Consider the following 24,599-nt stretch of genomic DNA (forward strand, 5'->3'; position numbering starts at 1 on the left):
GTTTGCGGGCATGAGCTACGGGCATGTGTTAAATATATGCGCAGCTGGCAATATTTACTGGTATGGGCTTATCGTCGATAACGCGAACTCAGTGTGAATTATCTCATCACCCTTGATACCTTTAAGCGCAATACGAATGGTAGGGTCTGCTTTTTGCCAATCGATTGTTAAATCGCCGTAGTTAACCTCATGAGTGTAATCACCCACACGGTGTTTATTAGGGCTAACATCTTTCCACTTTTCTGTAAGCCCCGAGCTGGTCATTTCATATAAAGGATAATCTAGATTTTGTTGATACTTAGACAGCTCACCCCAGTGGGTATCACCACTGACAATAATCACACCATTTACTTTATGCTTTTTAATAAGCGCAAATAAACGCTCACGATCAGCCGGATAATTTGCCCATGACTCCCAGCCTGTAAAATCAGCTAATAGCTGCAAGCTTGAGGCAATGATTTTTATCTTTTCATCTGACTTGAGCTCTTGTTCAAGCCATTGCCATTGACTTTCGCCAAGCATAGATGCGTTTTTATCGGTTGTTGGGCTATAAGGCCCTTGTTTTGCAGGTTTTCGTTCAAGCTGATAGGTCATCGCCGATACGTGATTCAACGGTGCGCGATTAAAACGCAGATCTGGCATGATGACTTTTACTGTTTGCTCACCTTCACCGTACGTGTACGAAGTGTAAATACCATCTTCACGAGTCCTGCGAGCAGAATCCGCAGGCTCTTGCCAAAAGTCGAGCATGATTTTTCGTGACTGCTGTTTTTTGGGGTATTCACTGCCAGCATCATTTTCGCCATAATCGTGGTCATCCCACATGGCTATTATAGGTGTATTTGCACGTAATGTTTTAAAGCCCGGCTTTTGCCCTAAACGTTGATATTTATCGGCAAGTACCGACATATCTTCGGTATCTCCATAAATGTTATCGCCAAGGAACATAAATAAATCGGCTTGCTCTTTGTTGATGGCATCAAAAATGGGAATAGCCTTGTCTTGATGACCACATGAGCCAAACAAAATTTTACTCGGTGCGGCAATCGCACTCGCACAACTAACCAGCATTAATCCAGATAAGGCGCTTCTAAAAAAACTAAGCGTTAAACTCATTTTAAAATCTCCTTAATCGGCGCGGCCATTTTCGGGTTAACTTGCTGACTGTTGACGCCTAAAACGCTCAACACAGTTGCAGCCACTTGTGCTTGTTTAAGCTCATTTTTGGGCTTTATTAAGCCCTTTGCTTTTATATCTGGGCCGATCGCCGCTAACCAAATATGCTCAGAGCCAACAATGCCGTTTGGAAAACGTTGCTTACCTTGCTCTGAACGAGCTAAAGCACGCTTCGAACTATGATGCTGCCAATCATCTGCATGACTGCCACGGCCATGATCGGTGGTAATGATCAATGTGGTATTGTCTTTATAGCCCGGTGTTTGTTGAATTGTTTGCCAAAGGTCACGAATAAACGCATCACTTTGTTTAGCCGATTTTAAATAGGCATCGTATTTACCGTTATGGGCAAAGTCATCGGTTTCACCCAAGCTAATAACAAGCAAACGCGGCTGTTTATTTAATAAATATTGTTTGGCAAATCGGTAGGTAAAGCTGTCGAGGCGAACATTGTGCCAAGGACTTGGGATCTCGCTTTGCATTTGGTTTAGCAGAGTCACTTCCTTTGACTTCACCGCATCAAAAGTTTCAAAGCCAGCATTAACATAAACCCCACTGCGCTCACGATTTACAATATAGGGAAACACATCCCAGCTACCAAAAAGCGCGGTTTTACCTTTAAACTCTGGCTGAGTATTTAAACTCTCTAAAATCGTTTTATTGGGGTTAGGCACTTTATCGTTACTATCGATATTTTCATCTACCATACCGGTTAAAATTTCACTGTAACCTGGGTATGAGAAATACCACGGGTTGCTTACCGACATCAATGAGCCTTGCGTTCTATCGCCAATCAAAACGCCTTGTTTTGCCAATGTTTCGCTAAAAAATGGCATTAACGCTTGAGTTCGCTGTGCTTGGTCATCTCGCCAAAAAAGCGCCTTTAGTTCATCTGTATCTGCAACAAAATCAGTGTTATCGATTAGGTTTTTATCTGCACCAGAGAACACTTCTTGCCAGCGAAGGCCATCAAGGGTAATGAGCACAACATTGTCGGCAGCTTTACTGTTTAAGCTTAATAGTGATGCCGCTACCACCGCCGTGGCTAAAATTAATTTTTTCATATTTCACCTGCAAAAAAGCCCATCAACGATGGGCTGTTTTAAACGTTAGCTTATTACTTAAAACTGCGCTGTAAGTGTTAAAGCTGCGGTACGTGGTGCACCAATAAAGTAGGTTGAACCATTACCTGTACCACCCGCTAGATATGATTTATCAAACAGGTTATTCACCACAAATGCAAGGTCGATTGATTTAAACACGCCTGAATCAAGACTGGTGTTATAACCAATGTTTAAATCAACCAAGGTGTAACCATCAACCTCGTTACGCGAACGGGTTTGCTCATCAGTCCATGCACCTAAACGCTCACCTGTGTATTTAGCCGATAAACCAAAGCGGAAATCACCGCTGTAGTAGTCTGCCGATACCACAAATAAATCTTGTGCTGAGTCAATCACTTCATCACCCGCTTTAAAGCTGGCTGATGCATCCTCAAGTAGCTCACCATCGCTGTTGTAAGCACTTGGATCGTTCGATTGATACTCAGAGTTATTGTAGGTATACGATGTGTAAAGATTCCATTTCTCAGTCAGCATATAGCTTGCTGAAAGCTCAACACCCGTTGACTCAATACCACCAACGTTGATGTAAGAACCGTTCGTGCCGATCGTGTAGTCAATACCATCGGTATCACTGCCCGGAGCAATAAAGGTAATACGGTTATCAAATTCGATGCTGTAAGCGGTTGCCGTTAAACGTAAACGGTCATCACTGTAACGTACACCTAGGTCGATGTTTTCAGCTGTTTCAGGTTCAATTTCGGTCAGTGTTGATGAATCACGTTCAAGTACACCATCTTTAATTGCTGCAAAGTTTTCGCTGTAGCTGGTAAATAACTCTGTGCTTGCAGATAGCTGATAAAGCACACCACCGCTGAATAGGACGTCTGAATCACTGTCGATTTTATCTGAGTATTCATCTTCAAAATGATTATAACGCTGAAGCTCAACAAGGTACTGTTTAGCACCTAAATTAAGTGTGAAGTCGCCTAAACTGATTGAGTCTTGTACGTACCACTTGAATGTATCTGTTTCGAAGGTGTTTTTATACTGTGTCCAATACGGCGTATGGTCAAAGTGATGATAAATACGGGCATCAATAACTTTATGCCAGTCACGTGACTCATCACGGTCTGTTTGCTCAAACCAAAAACCGGCTTCAATATCATGATTGCCAAGGGTTACTTGGTACTCACCGGTCATACCTAAGCGGTCTTTTTTGTAGTGAGTATGACGATACGACATAACCGGAATAGCATCATCTGGGTAACAGGCTGGGTTTAAGCCAGGGCCTGAAGACCATGGCCATTCTAAACTTGCAGTACAACCCGCAGCTGGTGCAAGTGGATTACCGTCGCTATCTGTAAAGCCGTAGCTGCCAGCGTTTTCGCCGCCAATTGTTGTTGGATTGCCATCGCCATCAACCGGTGACGTTAAATAAGGCGGGATCCAATCACCACGACCTGAATTTTTATGATAGTAAGGTGACAAGCTTAAGTTTGAAGTGGCACTTAACGCGTAATCAAACTTTACATACGCAAGGGTATTTTCACGCAGTGTACCCCAGCCCTCAGCAAACATTTGATCAAAATGCGGCACGCCAGTCCAATTCCAAGTTAAACGATCCCAATCAGGGTTTTGTTCAAACTCACTAATGCTGATGCTGTTATAGTTAATTTCGTGAACATCATCATACGAAACACGACCTGTTACAGTTAAGTCACTAAAGTCTGATACAAACTTCGCTTCGATGTGCTGATTGTCTTTACCACCATTGCTGCCATCACCAACCCAGCGGCTAGTGTCTGTTTGCGAATAGCTGATATAGGCTTGCGTGTTATCAAACACAGTGCCGGTTTCGTGCTTCACAAAGTAGCGGCTAGCGTTATGATCGCCCGTTGTGTAAGCAAACGTGGTGCTTTGCTCGGTACTCGGTTGTGCACTCACAAAATTGAAAGTACCGCCTAATGCTTCGAGTGAGGCTGAGGCAATATCAGACGTACCTTGCCCTACTTCAACTGTTGCTAAGTTTTCGCTGTCTAAGTAACGGTTTGCTTTTGCACCGCCACCATAGTTAGAACCACCATTAGGAATACCATCAATCGTCATTCCTAATTGCTGTTGATTACCATCAATACTAAAGCCACGCATAGTAATGGTGGTTGACCAATCGTCACCACCAAACGCATCACCTTCGTTGATGCTGATACCCGGTAGGTTATCAATCACGGCTAACACGCTTGATACTGAACTTTGTTGCTCAAGCATGGCAGGTTCAATAACGTTATTTGCATAACTGGTTGGCTTTGCAACAACGGTAATTTCTTCAATTTCGTTATTCGAGTTTGCATTTGCCGATGTTGCTAAAAGCGTTGCGACTATAAGGCTTAGCTTTGTTTTTTTAGTTACTGTGCTCATTGTTTTTCCAAGGTTACGTATTTAAAAGCGGGCACAGTATGCAGAGCGTGTATGACATTTAGGGTCAAAATTTTTGACACAACAATTAAACAATTAATGCATTTTCATGGCAGATTTAAGACTTAACTGTTTAATAAATAAGAAAGTATTAGAAAAAACGCCCAGTTAAATTAACTGAGCGCTTGTTGGTTGGACAATATTATTAGGTTTGCTTAAATCAGTTCAGCCAGCATTTCGTCGCTGTATGGTGTTAACGCTTCACCATTTTTAACTTTACTGATGTAATCTGGGTTCGCAATGAATGGGCGACCAATCGCAATTAAGTCAAATTGGTTATTATCGATAGCTTGATTAGCTGTCTCAAAGCTATAGCTGCCTACCCCGACTAAGGTACCTTTGTATGCACCGCGCATATATTCAGACGCCGACTTATCACCTAAGCTTGCAAAGCGCATGCTGTCATCAAAAATACCAACATGTAAGTACGCAAGGTTACGTGTTTCAAGGGCTGGTAATAGATAATCAAATACCGCCTTATCACCGTCACTTTCAGTCATATTAAAATACGCGCCTGGCGATAAACGTAATGCAGTTTTATTTGCACCAATTGCTGCCACTACTGCATCAACGACTTCAAGAGCAAAACGCGACATGTTTTCTGGTGTTTGACCGTATTGGTCTTCACGTTGGTTGGCAGCAAAGTGTAAGAATTGATCAATTAAGTAACCATTCGCACCATGAATTTCAACCCCGTCAAAACCCGCTTCAATTGCATTTTCCGCCGCTTTTGCGTAGTCAGCAATCAAACCTTGGATGTCTTCGATGGTTGCCGCTTTTGGAGTAACGTAAGTTAATTCACGCATTCTTGGTACCGAACCTTCAATACCAATTGCTGATGGTGCCAGTACATCACCACCAAAAAAGTGAGGATGAGCAACACGACCTACATGCCAAAGCTGAGCAAACATTTTGCCGCCTTTGGCGTGCACAGCATCGGTCACTTTCTTCCAACCTTGAATTTGTTCACTGGTAAATAAACCCGGCGTATTTGGATAACCTTGGGCATCTGGGCGGATAATCGTTGCTTCACTAATAATTAAGCCCGCATCAGCACGGCGTGCATAATAATCAACCATTGCTTGTGTAGGTACTAGGTTATCGTCGCTCATACAGCGCGTAAGTGGTGCCATTAGTACTCGGTTTTGCAGCTCAATGCTGTCGTTTAATTTAAACGGAGAAAGTAAATCGGTTGTCATGGTTTTATCCTTATCTTGAACATACATTCAAGATAAGGGCGAAACATACACACTTCAAGGTTTATTTTGAATAATCGTTCAAGATTACGTAAACTTCGTTTATACCAATTCGCTTAATTAAGTGGTCTATTTTGAGGCAAGAAAACCTCGTTGATAACAAGGCAAAAATTTCGTTATTTAGTTGTGCTCGGCAATTGCTCCTGCATTGCTCTACCTTCTGCATCCATGCAGTCGTAAATCAGAAATTTTAACGCGGGTAGCGACAGGTTTAATCCCTCAAAATGACTAAGTATTATTGCGGATTGGTATTATATACCGTGAGGAGCTTTAATGAGAACTGCTGAATTTGATACTGAATTTGTACTACGCCAAGCCATGCATGCTTTTATGCAATATGGCTATGCGAAGACCAGTATGCAAAAATTAAAAGAAGTAACTCACCTTCATCCGGGTTCTATTTACGCGGCTTATGGCAACAAAAAAGGCTTGTTTTTAGCCGCTACGGAGCAGTATCAAAAAGATAGAAACCAACAATTTACTGCCCTTTTCAATAACCAACAATCAATTTTATCGACCCTCAAACATTACTTAACTGTGATTGTCGATGAATGTATTGAAGGTGAAGTAGCTAAAGTGTGCTTGCTTACAAAGAGTATTTCTGAGGTTGAAGGCAACGACCCACAAATTTGCACTGTGCTGCGTGGTAACTTAAACGCTTATGAGCATGCTCTCGCCGAACAACTTCAAAAAGCGCTAGATAACAACGAATTTGTAAGTAGCAAGTCAGCGCAACAGTTGGCGCGCTTTTTAGTGATGGGCATATACGGTATTCGTACCTATGCGCTGACAAATCAAGACCCTAAATCTCTGCAACAACTTGCTGACGATCTATTTGCTGCATTAGTAAATTAATTTAGCTATTAACTTTACTTGTCATATTAATTTATCACCTTATGATTAAGGTGTAGCTGTGTATAACTAAAAGAGTGAGCCTGTCATGAATAATGCAACTGCTAAACGTGTTGAAACTGAGTTTGATGCTGTACTCGCCTTAGGCGCTAAGAAACGACTCGCTTATATGTTTGAAACGGTTCAAGAGTTTAAACAAGTGTGGATCCTCAATGATGAACATGGCTGCGTCATGCTCTCAAACGAAGACGACGACTGCGTGCCTGTATGGCCTAGCCGTGAATTTGCCCAAAGCTGGGCAACCGGTGAATGGCAAGACTGCACCCCAAAAGCCATCCCTGTAAAAGACTGGTTAAGTCGCTGGACACCTGGCCTTGAGCAAGATGACTTACTCATCGCTGTATTCCCAACAGACCAAGACGACGGCACAATTTTATTCCCCGATGAGTTTGACTCACAACTGAGAATGCCAAAAAGACGATTTTAAGTACAAGGGAGCCAAGCGCTCCCTTTTTTATGCGATTTGTTGTAACCGCAGTGCCGAAATATCTTTTATCGGTGGCTTGCCAAAAAAGCGTGTGTATTCGCGGCTAAACTGGGATGGACTCTCATAGCCCACTTTTAAAGCCGCAGAGCCTACATCAATTCGCTCATTCAGCATTAATTGCCTTGCCGCCTGCAACCGTAGGTTTTTTACGTATTGCAATGGGCTCATCTTTACCACATCACGAAAATGTAGCCTGAATGTCGACGGACTCATGTGCGCATCACGGGCTAAATCATCAATTGAAAATTGACTCGTGTAGTTTTCTTTTAACCAGCATAAGATCTTGGCTATTTTTTGATGGGCAGAACCAGACATCACAATTTGCCTTAAATAAGGGCTGTGTGGACTATTTAACAAGCGCAATATAATTTCTTTTTTAATAAGTGGCGCAAGGTTAGCTTTTAATTGAGGCTCTTTGTCGAGTTGAATAAGCCTAAGTAAAGCATCAAGCAGGCCATTATCAGTATCAACCACCGACATAGCTTGGTGTTTAGGGAACTTGCCTTGCCCAGCAAACTCCATTTCAGCAACAATGTGGCTGATCTCATGGGCATCTAAGCGTAAGTAAATGCCGTAAAATGGCTGCTCTTTACTAGCACGCGTTATTTGTGAAGCTACGGGCACATCGACTGAGGTCACCAATGATTGGCCGTCAGTGTAATCATAACTATGTTCACCCAACACAACTCGCTTTGCACCTTGCAAGCTAATACCCAGCCCTAACTCATACACGCAGGCCATCGGTAATGAAACTTCGCTTCGTCTGAACACCAATAACTCAGAAATCGCCGTTTCAAAATTACCGTCTGAAATCGCTATCGCTTTAACCGCTTCTATTAATGCCTGACGCATTTAGATTACCTCTAAGAAATACTCAATTAAGTGTATCACCGTAATTTGAGGTTAGGACCATTTTGGGTAACAGTTCGTTATTTTAGGCAAAAATTAAATCATTTATGGCAAGCAGAAATCGCCATCATCAACCATAATGTATTTTCAATTTTTCGATTGCATGCTCTTTGCAATCAGCCAAAGCTACAAAACCTCAATACATTCAATATCTAAAATCAAAAGAGAAATTATGAACCATAACAACACGGATTTATTTGTGTTTGTCGCGATCGCTGCTTTGGTCACCGTTCATGACAAGCCTTTGTTAAAACGAGCATGTCAGCACGCATTGAATGATGGCGTTTCAATGCAAGAGTTGTGTGATATTTTACCGCATATTAGTGTGTATTCTGGGGTGCCAAAAGCATTGCTGGCGCTAGAGATTTTAAAGTCCCTTGATGATATTCAGGGTTCAAATACGTTGCTTATCAAGCGCACAGAGCAACAGCTAAAAACCGCACTGACATTCGGTCAGCTGCCGTTTGGCATAGAGCAGCAAAACAACACAGTATTTGAGCTTGCCTCTTTAGGCGCTTTATTTGCCCTAGACGATGCCAGCAGCTTAGTTAGCGAGCAACTTAAACGCTGTGTATTGCTTGGTTATAGTCGTGAACAACTTGAATTATTAGTAATAGAACTTGCCAGAAAGGTCAGTAGCCACATAGCAATGCGCGCTAAATGTAATCTTGAAAAACACTTTGCTAAGGTGGGTTAAGAAAAGCGTATAAGTACTCTATTTTATCCGAGAACTTTGCTGCACATTGAAATTTGTCTAAGTTTTCGGATAGTTAAGAAAACGCCTCTGCTAAGCTTCAACTAAATAAATTATAGAGTATTGAAATCACTTGATTAACCCGCCTTAAGTTATAAAAAATAAAAATACTACTAAGATGAAAAAACTATAAGTTTGTCTATATTTAAGAAGATATTACTTAAATAGTGAATTGTATTAATGAAATCAACGATTTTGATAAAGCTCAACTCTTTTAAAAGTAAAGGGTTCACATTAGTTGAGCTTATGGTGGCTATCTCAATTATAGGGATCTTATCCTTAATCGCCTTGCCTAATTATCAAGGCTATGTAAATGAATCTAAGGCAGCCACCTTATTATATAGAATCCACTCTATTGGCCTTGCTTATCAGGATGTTATTGCAACTTCACCTGATGCATTAGCAAAGCCAAATCAGCTTTCGAGTTCAAGCTTTGGTCAAGCCCCAAGCTATTTACCTGGGCTTGCCAATCAATTTTCAGAAGAGTTTGGTATTCAATTTTCAGCTCAGTTAGTTAATCACTCTGGTTATTTTAATTTTACGGGTCATGAGGCTTTTCCTGTTTTATTTTTAAAAGCAAATAGTCAAAACGGATTGAATGTACTCAATGCCTTGGATCATGTAACTGAATTAAAACATTCTTTTGTGACTCCTAATATGATGATTATTGCATTAGCAACACCTTATGAGACTCACCAAACCAATTTAATACCTTCAGAAACAAATACAAACCCTCCCAAAATAAATCAACCACCAAAATTAACTGATGCAGGGACTAATCAGCAACCTGATGCTAGCAATACAGGTAATACTCAACTTCCTGACGCAAGTAACACAGGTAACACCCAACCTCCAGATAGAAATAGTGGAGATAGCAACACAGGTAGCCAAACGAGTACAAGTACAGAAACTAGTACCAATGGTGATTCAGAATCGGGCAGTCGAAGCAATGCTGGTTCTAACTTGAATTGGCCTCCTGGCTGGGTAAAACATCCAGATCAACATATAGGCCAACAGCATGGGCATCATGATTAAAAAATTAGGAAGATAAAAATGATTTCAACCAATAAACGATGGCAAGAAAGTATCGCGGAAGCGATGGATGAAACGCAAAATAATCAACGAAATAAAAATAGAGCTTCCATTGTATTACCTAGCTGGCTTCCTTATGCCGCATATATTGCTTTTGGATTTTTGTTAGCAAAAACTCTACTAATTGGCCATGAAACCCACCCTGTAAATTACGACAGAGATTATCAAACAGGCAGCTCAGTGGCATTATTAATGATTGCAGAAGATGTTGAACATTACCGCACAACTTACGGAGAACTGCCAGACGATTTACCAAGCCCTATCGCGTCTGTCATGGATGTAACTTATGAAAAAATTACCAATGAACATTTTCGCTTAACCATTCCACATGGTGATTCAACAATCACGTTTGATGCCAAAGACGACAAAATATATATGGAATGAGTATGATAGATAAAAATGAGGTACACAGAAGTAATGCCACTTTTAACTGGCTAAAACGATTTTGCATTGAAAAATCGACTAACAGCAATATTAATATTGAAGAAATGTATAACGGTGAGTCAGCCATTTCAGCATGGAAAAGTGCAGAGGCAATTTTGCAAGTCGACAGCAAAGTGTTAACAGCAATGATTGCAAAAAGTTACCAGTTAGATGTAGCAAAACCTCCTGATGATATGTCAGAAGAATTGCTTCATTATGTTTCTTTTAAAGTAGCTAGAGAGTATGGAATTTTTCCTTTAGGCTTTACAAATGGCTTATTAACAGTAGCTTCCCCTCATCCATTTGATACTGATATGGAATCAATGGTTGAATTTTTAACGACCCTTCATGTTAAATCGGTATTGGCATCACCCGAGCTCATAGCAAAATGGACGGAAATGTTTTATCAGGAGCAAATGCTATCTGAGAATGACATTATTATAAAATCAAACCAACTCAACACACGAACAAAACAAAATGAGCCCGACTCTTCAAACTCAGCCATAGTTAAAATTGTATCCGAAATGCTGTTAGAAGCGTTTATATTCAAAGCCAGTGATATTCACATTGAACCCTTTAATAATGGCGGCATAATTCGTTACAGAATAGATGGTATGTTAAGGGTCATATCAGAATTACCAGCACAAGTTTTTATTCCAATAGTACAAAGAATAAAAGCATTATCTGACCTTAACTTAGCAAAAAAAATGGTTCCACAAGATGGAAGTGCTAGTTTAGAGCTCAAAGGTCAGGATGTGGATCTACGGGTATCGACACTACCAGTTAAAGGGGGAGAAAAAGTAGTCATCCGTCTACTGATTAAATCTGTTGTAAACAAGTTAGATGATATTGGTTTACAACAGCAAGAGCTCAATACATTTAAAAACTTACTGCAAAGTAGCGAAGGTATCTTTGTAATAACAGGCCCTACTGGGTCAGGAAAGACAAGTACGCTTTATGCTGCTCTAAAAGAATTAAACACTCCGGAAAAATGCCTTGTAACTGTTGAAGACCCAATTGAATATGAGATTGAAGGTATTGCCCAGGTTAATATTAACCCACATCAGAACCTCACCTTCTCCAGCGCCCTCAGAAGCATTTTAAGACAAGACCCCGATGTAATATTAATGGGTGAAGTTCGCGATGAAGAAACGGCAGAAATGACCTTTCGCGCTGCAATAACTGGGCATTTTGTGATGACCACCTTACATACAAGTGATGCAATTACGACTATTTCAAGGTTAATAGGTTTAGGTGTGTCACGTCCTATTATTGCAGACTCCTTAAAAGGTGTTGCAGCGCAGCGATTAATTAGAAAGCTATGCCCTAGTTGTAACCTAAGTGGCCCGTTGTCCACAGATACCTATGGTAAACGCTTTAAAAGCATCTTTCCTGATATAAATATTATGTCGCCATCGGGTTGCGATGACTGCGATCAGTCCGGTTACAAAGGACGTATTCCTCTGTTCGAAATAATCACTATTGATTATCAACTAGCCGATGCAATTCGTGCTGGAGAAAGTACCAGTAAGTTAAGAGAGATTGCAGCTAAATGCGGTGCGAGATCTTTATATAAAGTAGCCTTAGAAGCACTTTCAAAAGGCCTCACTTCAGTAGAAGAAATAAATAGAGTATTAGGACAGTCTTTTTGGAAAGAGTGTGAAAGAAATAACAGCTTAGATAATTAGACTGGCTAAACCTAATATCCTGTGATGTAAAGCCACTCTTGTTCAAGAAGTATTGTACAGTCTTATTTATTTTTATAGGGCCTCTAAGCCCAAAGTAAAAGTTAAGCCTAATAATTACAGCAATCTAGCAAATAGTAAATTTGTAATAGTTATTTAAGCTTAGTATTCATCCAAAGTATATGAAATTATTACATATTCAGATATCATTCAGCTTTCATTAAAAGGAAATTGAATGAAGAATCTATTCCACTTCCCTTTTGGAATTAGCCCCAGAACTATTTAAGAAATCCTTTTGTTGTCTAATAACTAAAGAGCTGATTACATCATTACTAAAAAACTATTGAATATTGTAGAACTGAATTTGATTGACATCCCAAGAAAGCGCCTAGGAAGAAAAAGATGACTGATTTATTACATAAGCTGAATCACTTAATTACTGATAAAGATTTTCAATTACTAACACGCTTGTGTATTTCTACTTCGTTATTCGAATATATTCATTTTGACGAGAATAGGAGATCCGATACTTTGGCTTGGTTACTAGCTCCAAATGAAGGGCATCAACAAGGCGAGTATTTTATTAAAGCCTTAGTTAATGCAGTTTACTCAAAAGAAAATGAAGTAGCTTCAATGCCACCTCTAGATTATATGCTGCGAATTAGCTTTTCTGGTATCCAAGTATTAAGAGAATTAGCAATAGATGTTAATGATGGTAAAAAGCGTATCGATTTGTTATTGGTCGATCCACTGTTAAAACTAGTTATAGTGATTGAGAGAAAAGATGGCTCTTATGCGAAAAATAATCAGCTATTGAATTATGCTGACTGGGTAGAGAGAAACTATGAGGGTTGGCAGCACATTTTTGTACTTTCAGATAGCTACGGCCTTAATCACAGCGAACAGTATGATCAGCGCTATATACAAATTGATGATACTTGGATTTGTAATGCCTTGTTAGATGTTATTGAACGAAAAAATTTAACCCCTAGGTTAGAAAATCAATTTAGAGATATCCACGACTTTATATTTGGCGAATGGGAGGAGTCGCGGGATAATTATTATCGAAACTTTGATAAAACTCTTAAAAGTATTGCTCATACCCACTCTGATACATTAAGGCTTTTAGTAGCTTATTCAATTGAAGTGAATGATAAAAGTTTTAATTTACTAGAAACCTCTCAAAATATGTTCTATTCGGACGTATTACCTAACTTAAAGAGTGAAGATAGTGATTTTTATAAAATAGCGACCTTAGTACATCGTTACTTTAATGTTTTTGATCACTTACATGGCCTTACTGAATTTGATCAGTTTGAAGAGGGGCTCTTATCATTAAACTACCAGCTAGAAACAGAAGTTCACTCTGATCATATTTATTTTACTCTGAAGAAATTTATTGCAGACGAAAGTTATTGGCCCATCTCTTTTCAACTACATCGAACCAAGCTAGAACCTAATAATGAAGACAGTACTGAAGTTTATGAGTTTAATGCTTTTTTTAGTAAATACTCTGAAGACAAATACCACGGACTTGCTGATAGAGCAGCTACCGCATTTAAGAAGCCTTTCAAAACCAATCAGAAAAAAGCATCAATTAAACGTTTGGCAGTTTTTGATCAATTAGATATGTCGCCAAATTCAGATCTCGTTCTATTCATTGAGAAGCAGTTAAGTAGAATCAATGAATTAAGTTTTTGAACCAAAAATAGAGTTTAGTTATTACTGAACTCTATTATTTATTTTCAACTCCGTATAAAACCTCATATATTCAATGAAGTAGTGCCATCTATATCGCTTGCTTTTAGTGTTTTAGCGATTGTTATTTGGTACTTTGAAAGGTTAAAGAACGAAATAAAGAAATGGCGGTGACGGAGAGATTCGAACTCTCGATACGTTGCCGTATACACACTTTCCAGGCGTGCTCCTTCAGCCACTCGGACACGTCACCTAAGGCGCTTAGAGTAAAGCGCGGCGTTATAGTATGAAAACAACCCTATAGACGCAAGGGCTTTTTAAAATCGTGCAGTTAAGTGATTAGTAATCAAACAAAAAAGGCAAGGTAAACACCTTGCCTTTTGTATAGACGATTCGTTCTTAGCGTTGAAGCGTTGCTGAGAAATCTAACATACGATTAAGCGACTTTAATGCGCCTTCGCGTAAGTCCATATCAACAAACACTTCTTTACCTTCTGGGTCTGTCAGTGCTTCTTCAATCGCTTTTAAGCCATTCATTGCCATCCACGGGCAATGTGCGCAGCTTTTACATGTTGCGCCTTCACCCGCTGTTGGGGCTTCAAAGAATTCTTTCTCTGGGCATAACTGCTGCATTTTGTAGAAAATGCCTCGGTCAGTCGCTACGATGAACTTTTTGTTGTCCATAGTTTGCGCTGCTTTGATTAGTTGGCTTGTTGAGCCAACCGCATCAGCTAAGGCTACAATCTCCGCAGGAGACTCTGGGTGAACCAATACAGCCGCATCTGGGTGTAAGGCTTTCATATCCTTAAGTGCTTTGGTTTTAAACTCGTCATGAACGATACAGGCGCCATTCCACATTATCATGTCTGCACCTGTGTTCTTTTGAATGTAAGAACCTAAGTGTTTATCTGGACCCCAAATGATTTTTTCGCCTTGCTCATCAAGGTGCTCAACGATCTCTAGGGCACATGAAGAAGTAACAATCCAATCTGCACGCGCTTTAACAGCTGTTGATGTATTTGCATACACTACTACCTTGCGATCAGGGTGCTGATCACAAAACGCTGAGAATTCTTCAATTGGGCAACCTACGTCTAATGAACAAGTTGCAGCAAGTGTTGGCATAACAACTGTTTTATTTGGCGTTAGGATTTTTGCTGTTTCGCCCATAAAGCGAACACCGGCTACCACAATTACATCTGCGTCGTGCTTAGCGCCAAAACGCGCCATTTCTAGCGAGTCAGCAACACAACCGCCTGTTTCTTCAGCTAGAGCTTGAATTTCAGGATCAGTGTAATAATGGGCAACAAGAACCGCGTTCTTGTCTTTTAATAATTGTTTGATACGTGCCTTATACTCAGCTTGCTCGTCTTTTGATAACGGAGCTGGCTTTGGAGGGAAGATATAATCTTCAGGCATAATTTGTTCAGCTAGACTCATTTCTCGACCACTTAGTCCACAGTGCATTCATGGCGCGAATTATACGAGAATCTTAAGCTAAAGAACAGTATTGCTGTGAGCTGTTAAGATAAATAAAGGATAACTTAGAAAGAAAAGATAAATCAGCAATGGTGGGTCATGATGGACTTGAACCATCGACCAATGGATTAAAAGTCCACTGCTCTACCAACTGAGCTAATGACCCGCTCTGGATATTTAGATGCGTAAATCCGCCGATATGAGACCATTCGAAAAATGGTGGGTCATGATGGACTCGAACCATCGACCAATGGATTAAAAGTCCACTGCTCTACCAACTGAGCTAATGACCCGCTCTGGATGTTGAATTGCGTAAATCCGCCGATATAAGACCATTCGAAGAATGGTGGGTCATGATGGACTCGAACCATCGACCAATGGATTAAAAGTCCACTGCTCTACCAACTGAGCTAATGACCCGCTCTGATGCTTGTAATAAGCTACGTAAATCCGCCGATATAAGACCATTCAAAGAATGGTGGGTCATGATGGACTCGAACCATCGACCAATGGATTAAAAGTCCACTGCTCTACCAACTGAGCTAATGACCCGCTCTGATGCTTGTAATAAGCTGCGTAAATCCGCCGATATAAGGCCATTCAAAAAGAATGGTGGGTCATGATGGACTTGAACCATCGACCAATGGATTAAAAGTCCACTGCTCTACCAACTGAGCTAATGACCCGCTCTGATGCTTGTAAAAAGCTGCGTAAATCCGCCGATATAGAACCATTCAAAAGAATGGTGGGTCATGATGGACTCGAACCATCGACCAATGGATTAAAAGTCCACTGCTCTACCAACTGAGCTAATGACCCGCTCTGATGCTTGTAATAAGCTGCGTAAATCCGCCGATATAGAACCATTCAAAGAATGGTGGGTCATGATGGACTTGAACCATCGACCAATGGATTAAAAGTCCACTGCTCTACCAACTGAGCTAATGACCCGCTCTAATTGCTTATAAAAGCTATACGTAAATCCGTCGATTAAAGATTACCATTCTAAGAGAATGGTGGGTCATGATGGACTTGAACCATCGACCAATGGATTAAAAGTCCACTGCTCTACCAACTGAGCTAATGACCCGCTCTTTTTTCCGCATTTTGGCTGTTGTTACCAATCGCCTGCTGCGGGCGCTTATAATACTTATTTAAATGCTGAGTGCAACAGAAAATATCTCTTTTTTTAAGTTTTTATGTCTAGTTGCCTAATTTTAGACCGCTTATGTCAAAAAGCAGTCTAATCAGGTCAAATCTACATTTGCGACAGACGTTCTGTGGCTAATTTAGCAGCGGTAGTACTTGGGTACTGATTAATTAAATCATTAAAGGTTTTAAGGGCTTGCTCGCCTAAACCTTGATCCGCTAATAAGTTTCCTAACTTTAACATCGCATCTGGGCGCTTATTAGAATTAGGGTATTCATTCACAACAACTTTAAAGTGCTCAGTTGCACCAGCTTGATCGTTTTGAATTGTTAACAGCTGACCTAACCAATAATGCGCATTAGATGCATACACTGAATTAGGGTAAGTAGTTAAGAATGTTTGGAACTCAGGAATTGCTTGCTCATAACGTTTATCTTTCATGATTAACGCTACAGCACGCTCATAGGCTTCGTTTTCAGATAAGTCTGAACTAATTGCCTGTGATGCACCCACATCCGTATAAGTGTTAGTAGGTTGAGTTTGTGTTGCAGCAGGCTGGCTATAAGCTTGACTTACACGGTTCTCAATCTCTTGATAAAGCTCACGCTGACGTTGTAATACTTTTTCAAGCTTATAGCTTTGCTCTTCAGTAATACCACGTACTTGGCTCACTTCGTCTTGTAAAATATTAAGCTGCTGCTGAAGCTCAGCTTGCAATAAATTACGTGACTTCATCATGTTTTCTAAAGCGACTAAACGCTTCTCAATGCTCGATTGCGAGCTTGCAGCTTCTGAAACAGGAGCGGGAGCAGCCCATAACTGGGTGCTCCCGCTTAAGATCATTGCTGCCAAAATAATTTTCGGCTTCATAATGACTCTTTATTAGTAAACTAATACTGCGCGACGGTTCTTCGCGAACGCTTCTTCAGTGCGAGACTTAACCATTGGCTTCTCTTCACCATAGCTCACTACTGACATTTGGCTAGCAGAAACACCTAAACTTTGTAGGTATTTTTCTACTGCTTGACCACGGTGCTCACCTAGTGCGATGTTGTACTCAGGCGTACCGCGCTCATCTGCGTGACCTTCGATTAGTACTTTCACTGAAGGGTTTTGTACTAAAAACTCAGCGTGTGCTTGTAATAATTCAGCATATTTGCTTTGGATTTTTGCGTTATCAAAACCAAAATAAATGATTTGCTCTTGACGTAACGCTTCGTATTTTTCACGAAGTGCTTCTTCAGCTTGTTGCTCTGGAGTAAGCGTTGCAACTTCAACAGTATCAGTGTTGTTTGATTGCTCAACCATACCTTGGTTAGATTGGTTTGCAGCACCTTCGTCAACACCTGAAGAAGAGCTACACGCCGCTAATGTCATCACTGGCACAGCAATTAGCAGGCCTTTTAAAGTTTTATTAAGTTGCATTTAATTGATTCCTATATTGAGTAAACCAGTAAAATTACTGTAAATAAGGCGACCAAGCTGGTGCCTTTACTTGTCCGTTTAGCACAGGTAAGCGTGCTTTAAAGCGACCGTCCATAGAAACTAACGCCAACACCTGTTTATTATTATGAAGCGTGCTGTAGATAATCATCGAGCCGTTTGGAGCGATACTCGGTGATTCATCTAAGCGAGTTCTAGTTAATACTTGGAACGCGCCTGTAGCTAGCTCTTTCTTAGCAAGATGGTATTGACCGTTGGTACGGTTCACCATCACTAATTCTTTTCCGTCTGGAGAAATCGAACCTGCTAGGTTCATATCTCCGTCAAACGTCATGCGTTTTGACCTACCAGTTTGCAAATTTAACTTATAAATCTGGGCATTACCACCCCTTTCAGACGTAAACACAATATCTTGCCCATTAGGGAACCAAGATGGTTCAGTATCTATACTACGGTGGTTTGTAAGACGTCTTTCTTTACGAGTTGCAAGGTCTAAAACATATACTTCTGTTGCACCATTTCTGTCTTTAGAAAGCACTAATAATAACTTTTTACCATCAGGCGAGAACTGCGGTGCACCATTAATACCAGGGTGACTTGTGATCAGCTCACGTTTACCTGTGTATAAATCTTGAATATAAATTTGGCTTTGACGATTCTCAAATGTTACGTACGCAAGCTTAGTACCGTCAGGTGACCACGCTGGTGACATTAATGGCTCTTTAGAGCGAAGTAACACTTGCTCATTAAAACCATCGTAATCAGCAACTACAAGCTGGTATGGCTTAGGCTCTTCTTCGCGAACAATCACATAAGCAATCTTCGTTAAGAATGCACCTTTTTCACCCGTAAGCGCTTCGTAAACCACATCACTAATGCGGTGCGCGTAACGGCGAAAACCTGTTTCAGCAATTACGCTTTCACGCGCGTCTAAAATGTGATCTTGGCTTTTAACTAATTGGCCATTGCTCATCATTTGCGTTTCGCCACCGGTAATTTGACCACGAATAACATCAATAAGCTCATACTTAACTAAGTAACGGCCATTTGTTTGCTGTTCTACTTGGCCTACAAGAACCGCTTCAACGCCTTTATTAACCCAAGCGCCGTAATCAACGTCGGTGTCAGTAGCTGGAAGCTGCGGCATTGTGTTAACGTCAATTGGCTTAAACTTACCACTACGCATTAAGTCAGCTGCAATGACTGAGCTTAATTTTTCAGGGATAGTTCCTACACCATTGTACTGGAAAGGTACAATCGCAATTGGACGTGCACCGTCAATACCATCGGTGATCACAATTTCTAGTGCAGCACTGGCAATGCCATGAAAGCCCAGTAATACAATAAAACATGCTGTTTTTATCTGGTTAAACATATCATTCCTTTAAAATTGAGGCGCTATTGTTAAATTAATATTTTTAAGTTGCTCAAATACTTCACGGTCTGGTGATACTGGTAGTGTGTCTGCCATACGCACCGCGCGCATTGCAGCTTCGCATACCAAGGTATCTCCGCCCAGTGATTTTACTTGAGTCACTAAGCCATTAAAACCAAGACGAATATTAAGACGACATTCTTTACCTTTCATCTTCTCATCTTTTAAGAAGTTTTGTTGAATGCGCGCCATAATTAACGCTTTATATTTTTCAACTTCGCCCACTACTTGTTGCTGGCGCACTTTATTACGTGCAGCCTGCTCAGCAGCTAATTGTTCTTGTAGCATTTGCTCTTGCAATGCTTGCTGGCGTTTACGCTCTGCTTCAGCTTCTTTGCGTTTACGTTCAGCTTCAGCTTCGGCAGCTTTACGCTTACGCTCTTCTTCCGCTTTCTTTAACGCCTCTTCTTCAGCTTTACGTTTTTCAGCTGCAGCTTTCGCTGCGGCTTCAGCTTCTTGCTTTTGCTTTTCAGCCTGTTGCGCTTTAGCTCGTTCTTTCTCTTGAATTTCACGTGCTTTCTTCGCTTGTGCTTCTGCTTCTGCTTTTTCTTTCTCTTTCGCGCGGCGTTGCTGCTCTAGCTTTTTAAGGCGTCTGTCTTCAGCTTCACGTTGCTTACGTGCATCATTTGCACGGCGCTCAAGGTCACGAATACGTTTTGCTTCGGCTCGTTTTTTTGCTTCTTCTTGCTTTTTAAGCTCGGCAATTTTCTGCTCAACCTTTTGCTGATCAACCGTTACTGCGGCAACGGCTTTTTCAGGCTCTGGTAAAGCAGGGTTCAGCGTTACTTCCATCACCTTAGGCGCTGGCATATGAAAATTAGCTGTTGCTACTAATAAACCTGCTATTGCAAGGTGCAAAAGAACCGATTTTACTACTGATGCACCCATACTAGCCTTTCGTCCCCTCGAATGATTCGGTCATAAGACCCACTGAAGGCACACCAGCATTTTTCAAAAAGTCCATAAGCAGCAGTACTTCTTGATAAGAAACACGGCCAGAACCTTTAATCATCACAGGTGTATCTGGATTTTTTTGCAGTTGAAGTTTAATTACCGCCGCAACATCCAGCGCTTCCATTGGTGCTTCTGGGTCAGTACCAATACTTACATAGTACTTACCTTCAGCATCAATTGACGCAATGATAGGCGGTGTATCTTTGGTATCAACTAAATCCGATTCTTCCATTTTCGGCAAATCCACTTTTACACCATGGGTAATAAGTGGCGCAGTTGCCATAAATATAATTAGTAGTACCAACATTACATCAATGTAAGGTACTACGTTTATTTCACCTACAGGGCGACGTTTCTTACGCTGATACATTCGCTTTAGCCTCTATTTGCGCAGCTGCTTGGCGGTGTAAAATATTGGCGAATTCTTCCATGAAGTTAATGTAATTACCTTCAAGCTTTTCTACTTTATTAGCAAAACGGTTGTAAGCAATTACAGCAGGGATTGCAGCAAATAAGCCCATTGCAGTTGCAATCAGCGCTTCGGCGATACCTGGCGCTACCATTTGTAGCGTTGCTTGTTTAACTTCACCTAACGCGATGAATGCGTTCATGATACCCCATACCGTACCAAACAGACCGATGTAAGGACTAATTGAACCCACTGTTGCTAAAAACGATAAACTAGACTCAAGCTTTTCAACTTCGCGCGATAGCGCAACTCGCATTGAACGATGTGTGCCTTCCATTACGATGCCTGCACTTTGAAATGTATTTTTCTTATGACGTGCAAACTCTTTAAATCCTGCAACGAATAATGCTTCAACACCTGATGCACCACCAGGACGAGCAGATACTTCGTTATATAATTTACTTAAATCAATACCTGACCAAAACTTTTGCTCAAAACGCTTAGCGCCATTAAGTGCATCAGAAATCGCTTTTTTACGTTGAAAAATAATTGCCCATGACATTACCGACATACCGACTAATGCCAACATTACTAGCTGGACAAGTACACTGGCTTCTAGAATAAGATCTAAAAAGTTAAGCCCTGATCCCACGTTAAACTCCTAAAATAGATTTCTATGTAATTTGTTATATTTTTTACACTTGCATTTATTGACCACAAAGGTGGCCAAAAGTTACATCTAGTGTATCTAGTCAGTTATAAACTGACAACGCTCTTGCTGTGAATTAGCGGCAAATAACGGTAAAAAGCAATTTGCTTAGTTATTTTTTAGCCATATTAGGTTTTATCAACACATTTACGCATATTTTCACCTTAATAATAAGTCACTAGAATAGCTCTCAAAAGCAACCAAAACAGCCAAAAACACGACGTTTATTCATAAATTACGCATAAACACCCAAAAGCACTTTTGCAAATCTACTACAGAATACTTAAACTAATCCTGAATAAAGATCACAAAAATTATAAAAACCCTTTTATTCAGAAGGTTAAAAACAAAATAGTTACAAAGTGAACAAAAAGAAAACAATTCAATTTTTAGCTCACATTAGTTTTTTTTATCTGAAAATAAAATTTTTCTAGTTTGAAGAAAAATCCATCATTGCGTATTATTTACCTATACCGAGCTAGCAACCTCATGAAAGTTTCTTTCATCAAGCTCCGTTTTTAGCAATATGAAGTTTCGTATTGCTCTAGGTTCACTTAAATCGGGATAAAACCTTATTCAAGTAGACCGTAGTTCCCTGGATTACTTCCTTCAACTTGTTGTTTGCCCGCATCCTTATGCGGGCTTTTTTTTGCCTACACAAACGCCAATGAGAATACCTACCGATAACTTAACAGCATGTGAATTACAGATGTTAAAATGAGACAACAACCCACTGGTTAGTGGTTTGTGGTAAGCGGTAAGCGGTAAGCGGTAAGCGGTAAGCGGTAAGCGGTAAGCGGTAAGCGGTAAAAATCTACATACCCGTTGGATACAAGCAATTTATCTCGATAAAAAACAGCCCTTCCGAGCTGCTTGATACTTATAGCTTAAAGCTTCTAACTAACCGCGGGGTTTTAGTTATTTCTCTGGCGTTAGCCCAAAGTGCAGGTAAGCGATGTCTGAAACAAGTCGTCCGCGGGGGGTACGCTGAATAAAGCCTTGTTGAATTAAAAACGGCTCTATGACATCTTCAATGGTTTCTTTTTCTTCGCCAATTGCAGCCGCTAGGTTATCAAGGCCAACGGGGCCGCCCATAAATTTTTCGATAATAGCTAGCAAGTATTTTCTATCCATGTAGTCAAAACCGCTTTTATCGACATCAATCATATCGAGGGCTTGCTCTGCAACTGTAGCATTTACTTTACCGTCTGATTTCACTTGGGTGTAATCACGAACGCGGCGTAATAAACGGTTTGCTATGCGCGGTGTACCGCGTGAACGCTTGGCGATTTCGGTTGCGCCTTCATCACACATGGTTAAGTCTAAAAAGCTTGCTGAGCGGGCAACAATTTTTGATAAGTCTTCAACAGAATAAAACTCTAATCGCTGAACAATACCAAAACGGTCTCTAAGTGGTGAAGTGAGTGAGCCAGCACGAGTTGTTGCACCAATTAAAGTAAATGGCGGCAAATCAAGCTTGATAGAGCGTGCTGCGGGGCCCTCACCTATCATTATATCCAGCTGATAATCTTCCATTGCGGGATACAAAATCTCTTCGACTTGCGGGCTCAAGCGATGTATTTCGTCAATAAACAGTACGTCGCCTTCTTCAAGGTTCGTTAAAAGTGCGGCTAAATCGCCTGCTTTTTCGAGTACTGGCCCTGATGTTGTTTTAATATTAACGTTAAGCTCGTTGGCAACAATATTTGCAAGTGTGGTTTTACCAAGGCCCGGTGGACCAAATATTAATAAGTGATCCAGCGCTTCGCCACGGTGGCGAGCTGCCTCGATAAAAATTTCCATTTGTTGCTTAACATGCGGCTGGCCTGTGTAATCGGTTAACAGCTTTGGTCGTATGGCACGATCAACACTGTCTTCGTTACTTTGTTCACTCGCATCTATTAAGCGATCTGCTTCAATCATGGTTTACTCACAACATTGATTTTAGAGCTTCTTTAATTAGAACCTCGGTCGTCATATCTGGTTTGTTCACTGTTTTAACCGCCTTTTGTGCTTGCGGTAGCTTATAGCCTAATGCCACTAATGCTGATACTGCATCATCTGCAGCATTATTTGCCACTAGGCTATCATCACTTGATGGCTCAATGACGGCATTATCGCTAAATGGTGTAAATAAGTCATTACCCCAATCTTTGAGTCTATCTTTCATTTCGAGCACTAAACGCTCAGCCGTTTTTTTACCAACACCCGGCAGTTTAACCAGTGTTGTTGCATCTTCATTATTAACACAACTTACAAATTGCTGCGCCGACATACCCGATAAAATAGCAAGACCAAGTTTTGGCCCTACACCATTGGCTTTTAAAAGCTCTCTAAATAAAGCGCGTTCGGTTTTGTTGTTAAAGCCAAATAATAGCTGGGCATCTTCACGTACCACAAAATGGGTATAAATAATCGCTTGCTCACCCACTGCAGGTAAATCATAAAAGCAGGTCATCGGCATTTGCACTTCGTAGCCTACACCACTTACTTCAATAAGAATTTCTGGCGGCTGTTTTTCTACTAGTAAGCCATTTAATCGACCAATCATATTACTTCCTTAATCGTCCTCTTACGGTTTTGCTCGCACTGCCCGCAAGTTTTATTAAATTTTGTTCTGAATGTGCATGACAAATAGCAATTGCTAAGGCATCTGCGGCATCGGCTTGAGGGGTACCAGGCAGCTTTAAAATGTTTTTAACCATATGCTGTACTTGAGACTTATCGGCTCCGCCATTACCTACAACGGCCTGCTTAATTTGCCTAGCTGAATATTCATAAACTGGCAGCTCTGCCATTGAAGCGCCAACGATAGCAGCGCCACGTGCTTGACCGAGCTTAAGCGCTGAGTCTGGGTTGTGTGCCATAAACACTTTTTCGATAGCAAAACTGTCTGGTGAGAATTGCTCTACCAATTGACTGATCCCTTGGTAAATCATTTTTAAGCGTACCGGAAAATCGTGATCAGCCAATTTAATGCAGCCACTACCTAAATAAGTGAACTTAGCACCTTGGTGAGCAATCACGCCGTACCCTGTTAACCGTGAACCAGGATCAATCCCTAAAATAATCGCCAACTAACTGATCCGTCT

Annotated in this window: 22 protein-coding genes and 9 tRNA genes; 7 read left to right on the forward strand and 24 right to left on the reverse strand. The window is 40.8% G+C overall.

Annotation, left to right across the window (positions count from 1 at the left end; translation table 11 throughout):
• Positions 1–54: 54 nt before the first annotated feature.
• The 4 genes from WA256_RS12495 to WA256_RS12510 all read right to left on the reverse strand — a co-directional run bounded on the left by WA256_RS12495 (position 55) and on the right by WA256_RS12510 (position 5,911).
• A complete protein-coding gene (locus tag WA256_RS12495) occupies positions 55–1,071 on the reverse strand; it encodes an alkaline phosphatase D family protein (RefSeq protein WP_335992111.1) in 1,017 nt (338 codons plus the stop codon).
• 41 nt (positions 1,072–1,112) lie between these two features.
• Positions 1,113–2,240: an alkaline phosphatase family protein gene (locus WA256_RS12500; RefSeq protein ID WP_335991896.1), complete on the reverse strand. Its 1,128-nt coding sequence runs from the start codon at positions 2,238–2,240 to the stop codon at positions 1,113–1,115.
• 57 nt (positions 2,241–2,297) lie between these two features.
• The gene (locus WA256_RS12505; RefSeq protein ID WP_335991897.1) at positions 2,298–4,655 is read right to left on the reverse strand and encodes a TonB-dependent receptor domain-containing protein; all 2,358 of its coding nucleotides are present in this window, start codon (positions 4,653–4,655) and stop codon (positions 2,298–2,300) included.
• A 212-nt stretch (positions 4,656–4,867) separates the two neighbouring features.
• Entirely contained in the window at positions 4,868–5,911 is a 1,044-nt protein-coding gene (locus WA256_RS12510) for an alkene reductase (protein ID WP_130166481.1), read from the reverse strand.
• Between the two features lie 330 nt (positions 5,912–6,241).
• On the opposite strand from WA256_RS12510, the gene WA256_RS12515 reads away from it, so the two are divergent.
• Positions 6,242–6,823, forward strand: coding sequence for a TetR/AcrR family transcriptional regulator (locus tag WA256_RS12515; RefSeq protein ID WP_130166482.1), 582 nt, complete (start codon positions 6,242–6,244; stop codon positions 6,821–6,823).
• Between the two features lie 85 nt (positions 6,824–6,908).
• Positions 6,909–7,307 (forward strand): DUF2750 domain-containing protein, encoded by a 399-nt coding sequence (locus tag WA256_RS12520; protein WP_054561299.1) that lies wholly within the window; start codon positions 6,909–6,911, stop codon positions 7,305–7,307.
• Between the two features lie 27 nt (positions 7,308–7,334).
• Here the strand turns inward: WA256_RS12520 and WA256_RS12525 are convergent, their stop codons facing one another.
• Positions 7,335–8,219 carry an AraC family transcriptional regulator gene (locus tag WA256_RS12525; protein WP_130166483.1) on the reverse strand — a complete coding sequence of 295 codons (885 nt, stop codon included), beginning with the start codon at positions 8,217–8,219 and terminating at the stop codon, positions 7,335–7,337.
• A 229-nt stretch (positions 8,220–8,448) separates the two neighbouring features.
• On the opposite strand from WA256_RS12525, the gene WA256_RS12530 reads away from it, so the two are divergent.
• From WA256_RS12530 to WA256_RS12550, 5 genes are all read left to right on the forward strand, one after another.
• Positions 8,449–8,973, forward strand: coding sequence for a carboxymuconolactone decarboxylase family protein (locus WA256_RS12530; RefSeq protein WP_130166484.1), 525 nt, complete (start codon positions 8,449–8,451; stop codon positions 8,971–8,973).
• Positions 8,974–9,210: 237 nt separating this feature from the next.
• Positions 9,211–10,065 carry a prepilin-type N-terminal cleavage/methylation domain-containing protein gene (locus WA256_RS12535; RefSeq protein ID WP_130166485.1) on the forward strand — a complete coding sequence of 285 codons (855 nt, stop codon included), beginning with the start codon at positions 9,211–9,213 and terminating at the stop codon, positions 10,063–10,065.
• An 18-nt stretch (positions 10,066–10,083) separates the two neighbouring features.
• Positions 10,084–10,506, forward strand: a complete 423-nt coding sequence (locus WA256_RS12540; RefSeq protein WP_054561295.1) for a hypothetical protein — start codon at positions 10,084–10,086, stop codon at positions 10,504–10,506.
• 2 nt (positions 10,507–10,508) lie between these two features.
• Positions 10,509–12,233 (forward strand): GspE/PulE family protein, encoded by a 1,725-nt coding sequence (locus WA256_RS12545; protein WP_335991905.1) that lies wholly within the window; start codon positions 10,509–10,511, stop codon positions 12,231–12,233.
• A 399-nt stretch (positions 12,234–12,632) separates the two neighbouring features.
• Positions 12,633–13,931: a PD-(D/E)XK nuclease family protein gene (locus WA256_RS12550; protein WP_269407735.1), complete on the forward strand. Its 1,299-nt coding sequence runs from the start codon at positions 12,633–12,635 to the stop codon at positions 13,929–13,931.
• 162 nt (positions 13,932–14,093) lie between these two features.
• Here the strand turns inward: WA256_RS12550 and WA256_RS12555 are convergent.
• The 19 genes from WA256_RS12555 to ruvC form a co-directional block, all read right to left on the reverse strand.
• Positions 14,094–14,181 (reverse strand) — tRNA-Ser (locus tag WA256_RS12555).
• A 146-nt stretch (positions 14,182–14,327) separates the two neighbouring features.
• Positions 14,328–15,368, reverse strand: a complete 1,041-nt coding sequence (nadA, locus tag WA256_RS12560; protein ID WP_054561293.1) for a quinolinate synthase NadA — start codon at positions 15,366–15,368, stop codon at positions 14,328–14,330.
• 129 nt (positions 15,369–15,497) lie between these two features.
• Positions 15,498–15,573: transfer RNA gene (locus WA256_RS12565), tRNA-Lys, on the reverse strand.
• A gap of 51 nt (positions 15,574–15,624) precedes the next feature.
• A tRNA-Lys gene (locus WA256_RS12570) sits at positions 15,625–15,700 on the reverse strand.
• Positions 15,701–15,751: 51 nt separating this feature from the next.
• A tRNA-Lys gene (locus WA256_RS12575) sits at positions 15,752–15,827 on the reverse strand.
• Between the two features lie 56 nt (positions 15,828–15,883).
• Positions 15,884–15,959, reverse strand: a tRNA-Lys gene (locus WA256_RS12580).
• Positions 15,960–16,017: 58 nt separating this feature from the next.
• Positions 16,018–16,093, reverse strand: a tRNA-Lys gene (locus WA256_RS12585).
• A gap of 57 nt (positions 16,094–16,150) precedes the next feature.
• Positions 16,151–16,226 (reverse strand) — tRNA-Lys (locus WA256_RS12590).
• A 56-nt stretch (positions 16,227–16,282) separates the two neighbouring features.
• Positions 16,283–16,358 (reverse strand) — tRNA-Lys (locus tag WA256_RS12595).
• A gap of 63 nt (positions 16,359–16,421) precedes the next feature.
• Positions 16,422–16,497: transfer RNA gene (locus WA256_RS12600), tRNA-Lys, on the reverse strand.
• Positions 16,498–16,665: 168 nt separating this feature from the next.
• Positions 16,666–17,427 (reverse strand): tol-pal system protein YbgF, encoded by a 762-nt coding sequence (gene ybgF / locus WA256_RS12605; protein WP_054561292.1) that lies wholly within the window; start codon positions 17,425–17,427, stop codon positions 16,666–16,668.
• Between the two features lie 12 nt (positions 17,428–17,439).
• Complete coding sequence (pal, locus tag WA256_RS12610; RefSeq protein ID WP_054553016.1) at positions 17,440–17,982, reverse strand: peptidoglycan-associated lipoprotein Pal; 543 nt, start codon at positions 17,980–17,982, stop codon at positions 17,440–17,442.
• A 34-nt stretch (positions 17,983–18,016) separates the two neighbouring features.
• Entirely contained in the window at positions 18,017–19,375 is a 1,359-nt protein-coding gene (gene tolB, locus WA256_RS12615; RefSeq protein ID WP_062565178.1) for a Tol-Pal system beta propeller repeat protein TolB, read from the reverse strand.
• A gap of 9 nt (positions 19,376–19,384) precedes the next feature.
• Entirely contained in the window at positions 19,385–20,323 is a 939-nt protein-coding gene (tolA, locus tag WA256_RS12620) for a cell envelope integrity protein TolA (protein WP_054561290.1), read from the reverse strand.
• Position 20,324: 1 nt separating this feature from the next.
• The gene (tolR, locus tag WA256_RS12625; protein WP_054561289.1) at positions 20,325–20,759 is read right to left on the reverse strand and encodes a protein TolR; all 435 of its coding nucleotides are present in this window, start codon (positions 20,757–20,759) and stop codon (positions 20,325–20,327) included.
• A complete protein-coding gene (gene tolQ / locus WA256_RS12630; RefSeq protein WP_054561288.1) occupies positions 20,746–21,450 on the reverse strand; it encodes a protein TolQ in 705 nt (234 codons plus the stop codon). The genes tolR and tolQ overlap by 14 nt, the downstream gene beginning before the upstream one ends.
• 975 nt (positions 21,451–22,425) lie before the next feature.
• Positions 22,426–23,430, reverse strand: a complete 1,005-nt coding sequence (gene ruvB / locus WA256_RS12635; protein WP_054553011.1) for a Holliday junction branch migration DNA helicase RuvB — start codon at positions 23,428–23,430, stop codon at positions 22,426–22,428.
• A 7-nt stretch (positions 23,431–23,437) separates the two neighbouring features.
• A complete protein-coding gene (gene ruvA / locus WA256_RS12640) occupies positions 23,438–24,058 on the reverse strand; it encodes a Holliday junction branch migration protein RuvA (protein WP_130166299.1) in 621 nt (206 codons plus the stop codon).
• A gap of 1 nt (position 24,059) precedes the next feature.
• Positions 24,060–24,584: a crossover junction endodeoxyribonuclease RuvC gene (gene ruvC, locus WA256_RS12645; RefSeq protein ID WP_054561285.1), complete on the reverse strand. Its 525-nt coding sequence runs from the start codon at positions 24,582–24,584 to the stop codon at positions 24,060–24,062.
• Between the last annotated feature and the right edge of the window lie 15 nt (positions 24,585–24,599).

Origin of the sequence: Pseudoalteromonas sp. CH_XMU1449-3 (genome assembly GCF_037027245.1) — a bacterium.
In the GTDB taxonomy this organism is placed as follows: Bacteria; Pseudomonadota; Gammaproteobacteria; order Enterobacterales; family Alteromonadaceae; genus Pseudoalteromonas; species Pseudoalteromonas shioyasakiensis.